The sequence below is a fragment of the Streptomyces sp. NPDC052236 genome (assembly GCF_044548015.1).
Taxonomy (GTDB): domain Bacteria; phylum Actinomycetota; class Actinomycetes; order Streptomycetales; family Streptomycetaceae; genus Streptomyces.
The window spans coordinates 1-7,899 of the sequence record NZ_JBIUBL010000070.1; the positions used below are offsets into that span (position 1 = coordinate 1).

At 67.1% G+C, this 7,899-nt stretch carries 8 protein-coding genes and 1 pseudogene; 5 read left to right on the forward strand and 4 right to left on the reverse strand.

Going from position 1 to position 7,899, the window contains the following annotated elements:
- Positions 1-397 precede the first annotated feature (397 nt).
- Positions 398-670, forward strand: coding sequence for a hypothetical protein (locus ACIHCQ_RS44300; RefSeq protein WP_399674978.1), 273 nt, complete (start codon positions 398-400; stop codon positions 668-670).
- Between the two features lie 32 nt (positions 671-702).
- Here ACIHCQ_RS44300 and ACIHCQ_RS44305 read toward each other — a convergent pair whose 3' ends face one another.
- Together ACIHCQ_RS44305 and ACIHCQ_RS44310 are read right to left on the reverse strand one after the other, a co-directional pair.
- Complete coding sequence (locus ACIHCQ_RS44305) at positions 703-1,002, reverse strand: DUF1330 domain-containing protein (protein WP_399674980.1); 300 nt, start codon at positions 1,000-1,002, stop codon at positions 703-705.
- 67 nt (positions 1,003-1,069) lie between these two features.
- Positions 1,070-1,492: a nuclear transport factor 2 family protein gene (locus tag ACIHCQ_RS44310; RefSeq protein ID WP_399674982.1), complete on the reverse strand. Its 423-nt coding sequence runs from the start codon at positions 1,490-1,492 to the stop codon at positions 1,070-1,072.
- A gap of 170 nt (positions 1,493-1,662) precedes the next feature.
- Here ACIHCQ_RS44310 and ACIHCQ_RS44315 point away from each other — a divergent pair, with 170 nt between their 5' ends.
- Entirely contained in the window at positions 1,663-2,283 is a 621-nt protein-coding gene (locus ACIHCQ_RS44315) for a TetR family transcriptional regulator (protein WP_399674984.1), read from the forward strand.
- Positions 2,284-2,320: 37 nt separating this feature from the next.
- On the opposite strand, the gene ACIHCQ_RS44320 is transcribed toward ACIHCQ_RS44315, so the two are convergent.
- Positions 2,321-3,490, reverse strand: a complete 1,170-nt coding sequence (locus ACIHCQ_RS44320) for an IS630 family transposase (protein ID WP_399674986.1) — start codon at positions 3,488-3,490, stop codon at positions 2,321-2,323.
- 117 nt (positions 3,491-3,607) lie between these two features.
- Positions 3,608-4,561: an alpha/beta fold hydrolase gene (locus tag ACIHCQ_RS44325; RefSeq protein ID WP_399674987.1), complete on the reverse strand. Its 954-nt coding sequence runs from the start codon at positions 4,559-4,561 to the stop codon at positions 3,608-3,610.
- 88 nt (positions 4,562-4,649) lie between these two features.
- Here ACIHCQ_RS44325 and ACIHCQ_RS44330 point away from each other — a divergent pair, with 88 nt between their 5' ends.
- From ACIHCQ_RS44330 to istB, 3 genes and pseudogenes are all read left to right on the forward strand, one after another.
- The gene (locus tag ACIHCQ_RS44330; RefSeq protein WP_399674989.1) at positions 4,650-5,378 is read left to right on the forward strand and encodes a TetR/AcrR family transcriptional regulator; all 729 of its coding nucleotides are present in this window, start codon (positions 4,650-4,652) and stop codon (positions 5,376-5,378) included.
- Between the two features lie 185 nt (positions 5,379-5,563).
- Positions 5,564-6,982: pseudogene (gene istA, locus ACIHCQ_RS44335) on the forward strand (IS21 family transposase).
- On the forward strand, positions 6,979-7,749 hold the full coding sequence (istB, locus tag ACIHCQ_RS44340) for an IS21-like element helper ATPase IstB (protein WP_399674991.1): 771 nt from the start codon (positions 6,979-6,981) through the stop codon (positions 7,747-7,749). Before istA ends, istB begins: the two are co-directional and overlap by 4 nt.
- Positions 7,750-7,899: the final 150 nt, after the last annotated feature.

Here is a 7,899-nt window from a genome sequence, read left to right on the forward strand (position 1 = left end):
AAGCTACCTCGCCGGCCTCGAACTTCGCGCCTCGATGATCTGGCTCGAGGACCTCTTGCGAGCAGCCGATTGATCACGACATCACACAGGCCCTAAGTGCGTTGTGGCAAACCGGATCTTGTTCGAGTGGCAGCGGGTGATCATCTGGACGGAGGTTCGGGTGCGGCCGCGGGCATGAAAGAACGGGCCCCTTGGTAGTGACGCGGTTACGACACCCAGCACGACCAAGGAAGCCCGTTGCCTGATCAGTTGAGCAGTACCACTGTGCCTGCCTCCACCGTGGTCACCCCTGGGTGTGACTGCTACGTGCACCGGTTCGGTTCGATCGCTCCGGGGCGGCGGGCAGGCTGCTATCCCAGACATAACGGATGCGGAGTGGGCCGAGGTCCGCTCCGCGATGCCGGTGCCGGCCTGGCTTCTCAAGCTGGGCGGGCGTCCGGAGGCGTTTTGCCATCGCGAGATGCTCGACGCGGTGCGCTACCTCGTCGACAACGGTGTGAAGTGGATGGCTCTGCCGGTCGATCAATCCCAGCACGGACGGCATCGCACCCTCCTCGATCAACAACGAGCCGTCCGCTGCCTGCCCCTACCCCGTCGCGATCATGCCCCGCACACGAAGAAGCCCCTGCTCATCGAACAGGGACTCCCTTTGCCGCAACGCACTCACTGAGCCGGCGTGAACGCTGGCCGGCTGCCGTTTGCTCAAACGAGGACCTGACCGTCGAATCCGACCGCCAGCAGGACGTTCGTCGAGTTGTGGCGCAGATGTTTGACCTCGCTGTATTCGGTGCTGTTCCACCAGCGGTCGAACTTCGCTTCGTCAGGGAACGTCAGGAGAACGCAGACATCAGGGTCGGCTTCGCCTTCGATCATCTTGCTGGGCGCGTTGATGCTCAGCGGGGTCCACTCGTAATTCGTGAGCGTTTCCGCAGTCAGCTTCTGGTATTTGGCGAACATCTCGGCATCGTGCTTCTTGAGCGCAACCATCATGTAATAGGCCATCGATACTTCTCCTGGACAGAAGTCAGTTTGGTGTCGGGTATGCGCGGCGAGGCCGGGCAGGCGCCCCTCACTCTCCCTTCGTGCGCAGCTCCAGTGCCGGGACGCCGACGACCGGCGCGATGTGGCCTTGCATCTCGACGATGGAGGGCAGGGGACGCCACAGCACGGACAGTTCGGCGATCTTGTTGTCGGCGTCGAGCCGGGCGTAGTCCATTCCGTCGACCACGGCGTCCTCGATCTGCAGCCGGAAGAACGCGGCGTGGTGGTTCTCGCCGCTCAGGACCTCCTGCACGGTGAGGTCGTCGGCGAGCTTGCTGACGGTCTGCAGGACGTTCGCGACTGCTTCGCGGCCGGTGATCGGCTCGGCGAGGAACGGGCTGTTCAGCACCACGTTCTCGGCGAGGTGGCGGGCGATGGCGTCGGTGTCCGCGGTGTGCATGCCGTCGAGGAAGGCCTCGAAGGCGGCGCGCTGCTGGGTGGACGTGCTCATGACTACTCCTACTAGGGCTGGGATCCGGTCAGCGCGGCCGAGTCGTGGGTCGAGGCGGCCCGCCCTGATCACCTGAGTGAGACCCTATCTCAAACTGAGACTAAGTATCAACGATTCCCGCCCTGCATCCAGACTGGGATGTGCCCGCCCTGCACCTAAACTGGGACGCGATGGATACCTCGAACGTCAGCTCCCCTACGGGCGCGGCACGCCCGCTGCGAAGCAGGGCCCGCGACGCCATGAAGGCCGAGACGGTCGCCGCAGCGTCGCGGCTGTTCGACGCTCAGGGCTTCGACAACACCACCGTCGACCAGATCGCAGCCGCAGCCGGGCTCTCACGCGCGACGTTCTTCCGCTACTTCAAAACCAAGGAAGACGTCGCCCTCGACGACCTGCAAGGAATGGGGCAGCGGGTCGCGGCCGCGTTCACCGCACGCCCCGAGGACGAGCGGCCATGGACCGCCCTGCGACGTGCCTTCGACGTCATAACCGAAGACAAGGCGAGCGAGCCCGACCGTTCCCTCCGCTTCTTCACCATGATGTGCCAGACACCGTCGCTGAAAGCCCGGCATTGGGAGAAGCAGCAGCGCTGGCACGAACTGCTCGATCCGGAGATGCGCAGGCGTCTCGGCCGACCCGCCGCCGTCAACGACCCAGTGGCGACCGCGCTGGTAGGTGCCGGTCTGGCCTGCCTCGACGCGGCCACCGAAGCATGGCTCGCCGGCAAGGGAACCGAAACTCTGGCCACACTTCTCGACCAGTCCATGGGAGCGTTGGACAACAGAGCTTAGACTTAGTGGTCGAGTTTCGAAGTCCTTCGGGGGTTGATCAGGTTGTCAGGGCGGCGGAGGATTCTTCTTGTCGGTCGGCGGATGTGTGTCGGTCGAGCCGGGTCAGTAGATCGTCCAGGTCGGAGGTGGTGAACTTCCACTGGAACGGCTGTGCTGTGGCGTTGTAGCGGTCTTCGAACGCTCGGAGCCGATCCCGGACCTCGCTGAGGTCGGTGAAGTCGTTGGGCGACACGACCTTGCGCTGGACGATGGAGAAGAAGATCTCGATCTGATTCGTCCAGGAGGCGTGAACGGGGGTGTGGACCATGACCGCGTTCGGGAATGCGCTGGCCAGGCGGTCGATGGCTCTCTTGCCGCGGTGGGAGAAGCCGTTGTCGACGATCCAGAAGACGCGTTTGGCACTGGCGTAGGGCTCGGTGGCCATGACTTGGGCGACCAGGGTCATGAAGGGCACGATGCCGGTGGTCGGCTCGCAGCGTCCGAACACCTGGGCGCAGTGGACGTCGTAGGCGGCCAGGTAGGCCAGGGCTCCACCGCGGCCGTACTCGTGGTTGACGCGCATCGCCCGGGCCTGGCCCGGGGCGAGGGTCGGATGGCAGCGGCAGCGGGCCTGGATAGAGGTCTTCTCGTCGCTGGACAGGACATACTCGTCCCCTCGAAGCGGGACGCCCTCGAAGGTGCGGGCGTAAAGGTCCAGGACCCGCTGGGCCTTGACGCGGAAGTTCGGGTCTCGGATGAAGATCCAGGACCGGTACTGCCAGGGCTTGATCGCGTCCTGACGTAGCCGGCGGCGCACCGTGGACGCGGAGACGGTGTCGGTGATCCCGCGCGCGGTCAGCTCGGCGGCCAGTTCCGGGCACGACCAGCGCGACAGGGGCGTACCGGTCTCGGCCGGCAACTGGCAGGCCAGTGCCTTGGCCTCGGCGACCTGCACGGGGGTGAAGCTGGCGGGACGCCCGGTGCGCTTGCGGTCGGCCAGGGCCGGCAGCCCGCCGTGGGCGAACCGGTCGCGCCAGGCGCGGACTGTGTCCAGGTGCAGGCCCGTCTCGCGGGTGATGCGCGCGTTGGAGCGCCCCCGTGCTGCGTACAGGACGATCTCCGCCCGCCGCCGTAACCGGTACGGGGTCTTGTGGCCGTAGGCCATCTTCTTCAACCGCTCGCGGTCGGCGGCGGTCGCGACGATCGGGCAGGCCGGGGCAACGGGCATGACAGACGGGCCGATCGGGAGAAGTGGATCACGACGGGTAGCATCCTGCCGCGTCCGGCGCCTCAACGATCCGGCAAGATGGCCACCGTGCCCACGACGCCGGAGTGCACCCGGCTGTCACTCGCCCAGCGGCTGTCCGAACACGCCCGCACCGCCTGACCGCAACTGACGGATCGCCATGTCGCTGACCTGGCGGGCGATGTCGGCCCACAGGGCGGCGGGGAGGTCGTGGCCGACGCCGGGGTAGGTCACCAGGCGGGCGCCGTCGATAGCCCGGGCGGTGGCGCGGCCCGCGCTGACGCGCAGGATTGGGTCCTGCTCGCCATGCAGGACCAGGGTGGGTCGGTGTAGTTCCTTGAGCCTGGGTCCGTGCCACTGGGCGCCGATCTGGCGGCTCTGTGCCTTGTTGTCGCGCGGGCCGCTGTCCACGTCGGCCTCGACCCAGGCGCGGGCCGCGGCCTCGTCGAAGGGGTAGCCGGGGGAGGCGATGCCGCGCCAGACGGTGAGGGCGGCCTCGATGTCGCCCTCGCGGCCCTCGGGGAACTTGGTCCGGGCGAGCTTGGCGAGCAGGCCGAACCGCAGGTAGCGCAGGACCCCCAGGCCGGAGACGTCGCTGGGCAGGGCCGCCGAGGAGGTGACGCTGAGCACCCGGTCGGGGTGTCGCAGCGCGATCCGCTGGGCGATCGCGCCGCCCAGGGAGTGGCCGAAGACATGGGCTCGCTCCCAGCCGAGTTCGTCCATCACAGCGATCGCGTCGTCGGTCATGTCCTCGGAGGTGTAGGCGTCCCCGCGCTTGGCGAACAGGGCCTTGAAGGGGTTGGTGGTGGCGGTGTCCGGCATCCGGGTCGACTGGCCGGCGTCGCGCTGGTCGTAGCGGGCCACGGCGAACCCGGCGTCGGCGAAGGCCTGGCACAGTCCGGCTGGCCACCAGAACCGGGCGGTGGCCAAGCCCATGATGAGCAGCAGCGGTTCGCCCTCGGAGCCCTTCAGTTGGTCGAAGGCCACCTGCACGTCGCCGTTGTGCGCGTACCGGGTCGGCGCCCACTCCTGCTGCGGCTGCATCTGGGGCATGTCGGCTCTCTTTCATATACTGCGATCCATGTTCGCAGTTCATATGGCCTAAGGTACTGCATACGCCGTTCGCAGAACAGGAGGGGCCATGGCCGAGCCGTCCGCCCACAGCATCTGGCTCCGCCCCGAACGCGCCGGACGCGGCCCGACGCCCTCGTTCGACCGCGACCGCATCGCCGCCGCCGGGATCGCCCTGGCCGACGCGGACGGCCTGCCCGCCGTCACCATGCGGGCCGTGGCGGTCGCCCTCGGCGCCGGACCGGCATCCCTCTACCGCTATGTGGCCACCCGCGACGAACTGCTGGAACTGATGATCGACCAGGTCAACGGCGAGATCTCCTACGCCGCACTCAGCCCCGGACACTGGCTCGACGACCTCCTCGCCCTGGCCTGGCAGAGCAGGAGCATCTACCTCGCGCACCCATGGCTGCTCGACGCGACCGCGACGAGGACCCCGGTGGGGCCGAACGCGGTCACCTACCTGGAGCACGCGCTGGCCGCGCTGGCCGACCTCGATGTCAGTCCGCGGACGAAGCTGGAGGCCATCGCGATCCTCAATGCCGTCGTCTCCACTCTGACCCGCGCCGAGGTAATCCAGCGTCTCGCCGGGCAGACCATCCCGCAGTGGCAGCAGGCCCAGGCGGAATATCTCACCCAGGTCGCCATGGCGGGCCACCACCCGCACCTCGCCACCGCCCTGACCGGGCAGCCGCCCGAGGCCGAGGGTTCGTGGGAATCGCTCTTCGACCGCACCCTCACCCGCGTGCTCACTGGGCTCCTTCAGCCCGACGACATCGGAGGATGGCGTCCCGCGTGATGGTGTAGGCGATCACCGTGCGGGTGTGCGCGGGCGGATGCCCGGGGCGTGCATCCGGTGATGTCGGCGTACAAGTGAACGTGCACCACCTCGTACGGATGAGAGTGCACCAAAGTTGATGCGGTGACGGGCGGGTGCCGCGGGTCTTCTGTCGTCGGTTTCGGGGTGACAGAGGGGCGGCTGACGTGGTCTTGGACCCGCATCGCTGGCTGGAGTTGAGGCGGTTTCGCAGTCTGTACGAGTCCGGTGCGATGAGCCTGCGGGAGATCGCGAAGGAGACCGGGCTGAACCGTCGTACGGTCACGAAGTACTTGTCGGGCGAGGCTCCCGTCGCGCCACCGAAGAGGACAGCCGAGGACCGGCAGCACCGACGGGTGGTCGATGAAGTCGCTCCGCTCGTCGATGCGATGCTCAGGTCGGAGATCCTGCTGAAGGCATCGGTGATCCACGAGCGCCTGGCGTCGGAGTACGGGGTCACCCTCAACTATCAGCGGGTCAAGATCTATCTCCAGGAGGCCCGGCCCTGAATCGCAGACGAGCTCGGCATCAGCCCAAGCGAACTGGCGGGCCTGCACCGTCGGTTCGAGGTGATCCCGGGTGCCCAGGCCCAGGTGGATTGGGGTGATGAGGGCAAGGTCCTCGCCCACGTCGGGATCCCGAAGGTCTACTCGTTCCACATGACGCTGTCGTACTCACGTGATCCGTTCTGCTGCTTCACCACCAGCCAGGACCTGGCGAGTTTCTTCGACTGCCACCGGCAGGCGTTCGCGCACTTCGGCGGGGTACCGATGACGATCGTCTACGACCGCACCAAGACGGTCGTGCGCCGGCATGTCGCGCCGGGTGAGGCTGTCCCGTTGCACCCGGAAGCGGTCGCGTTCTCCGGGCATTACGACTTCGACATCGACGTCCTGGCCGCCTACCGGCCCCAGGGAAAGGGCCGGGTCGAGCGCCAAGTCCTGATCGTCCGCGATCATGTCCTGGCCGGGCGGGCCTTCTCTTCGATCGAGGAGATGAACGCCGCCTTCACGGCCTGGGTGCCGCTGCGGCGGGCGAAGGTGCATGGCACGCACGGCGAGATCATCGGGCATCGGGCCGTGCGCGATCACGTGGCCCTGAGGCCGCTGCCGAGCACGCCGTATGCGGTCGCCCAGCGGCATCTGCGGCACGTCGGCAAGGACTGCCTGGTCGCCTTCGACGCGAACCTCTACTCGGTGCCCGCCCGCAAGGTCCGCCCACGCCAGCTGGTCGAGATCCGGGCGACCAAGTCGCAGGTCACACTGCACTCCACCGTCCCCGGCACCGACGGGGAAACTTTCCTGGCCTCCCATTCACGGGCGGTTGGCCGCGGCGCCCGGGTCGTGGACGAGTCGCACTGGGACGGTCTGCCCACCGGAGCCGGACGCCGCGTTACCACCGGCGATGGCCCACCTCCGCCCCGTCGTGACCAGCGTCTCGGGTCCGAGGCCGGCTCGCTGCAAGCCCTGCTGAACCGGGCCGCTGCCGCCAGCGTCGAAGTCGGCCGCCGACCGCTGTCCGTCTATGACGAATTGACCGGCACCCGCCCCTTCACCACCAACCGCGCGACGAAGGAACTCTCTTGAGCCAGCTGACCGGCAACCGCATCCGCACCACGGCCGGCAAGCTCGGTCTGCCACATCTCGCGGAGACCCTCAACGAGTTCACTCGCCGGGCCCATGAGTCGAAGATGGGCTACCTCGACTTCCTCGACCTGGTCCTCTCCGAGGAACTCGCGGTCCGTGAGGACCGTCGCTTCCGCAGCGGATTGCGGACCTCGAGGCTGCCGCACCACAAGACGCTCGACGAGTACGACTTCTCCTTCCAGCCCGACCTCGACCCGCGCAAAGTCAAGGACCTCGCCACCCTCTCGTTCGTCGAGGCCAAGGCCAACGCAGCTCTTCTGGGGCCGCCGGGGGTCGGCAAGACGCATATCGCCGTCGCCCTCGCGGTCGCGGCCTGCCGGGCCGGTTACTCGATCTACTTCACGACCCTGGATGACATGGTCCGCAACCTCAAGACCGCCGAAGCCGCCGGACGGCTGGTCAACAAGCTCGGCACCTACCTGCGGCCCAGCGTTCTCGTGGTCGATGAGGTCGGCTACCAGCCCCTCGAACGCGCCGAGGCGAACCTGGTCTTCCAGGTGATCTCCAAGTGTTACGAGAAGGGCTCGGTCATTCTGACCTCGAACAAGACCTTCAGCGAATGGGGCCAGGTCTTTGGCGATGAGGTCCTCGCCACCGCGATCCTCGACCGCCTCCTGCACCACTGCGAGGTCGTCTCTATCAACGGCAACAGCTACCGGCTGAAGAACCGTCTTCAGGCTATCGAACGGGACACCGACGTGGCCTGAGCAGTGGTGCACGTATCTCTGTACTTGGTGGTGCACTCAGACGAGTACGGGGACAGGTGACGGTCTCCGCTCCCTGCGCAAAGGGCAGGCCATCGTGCAAATCTCCCTGGTGAACGGCCAGTTCAACCCGGGAGGTGCCCGATGGCCTTG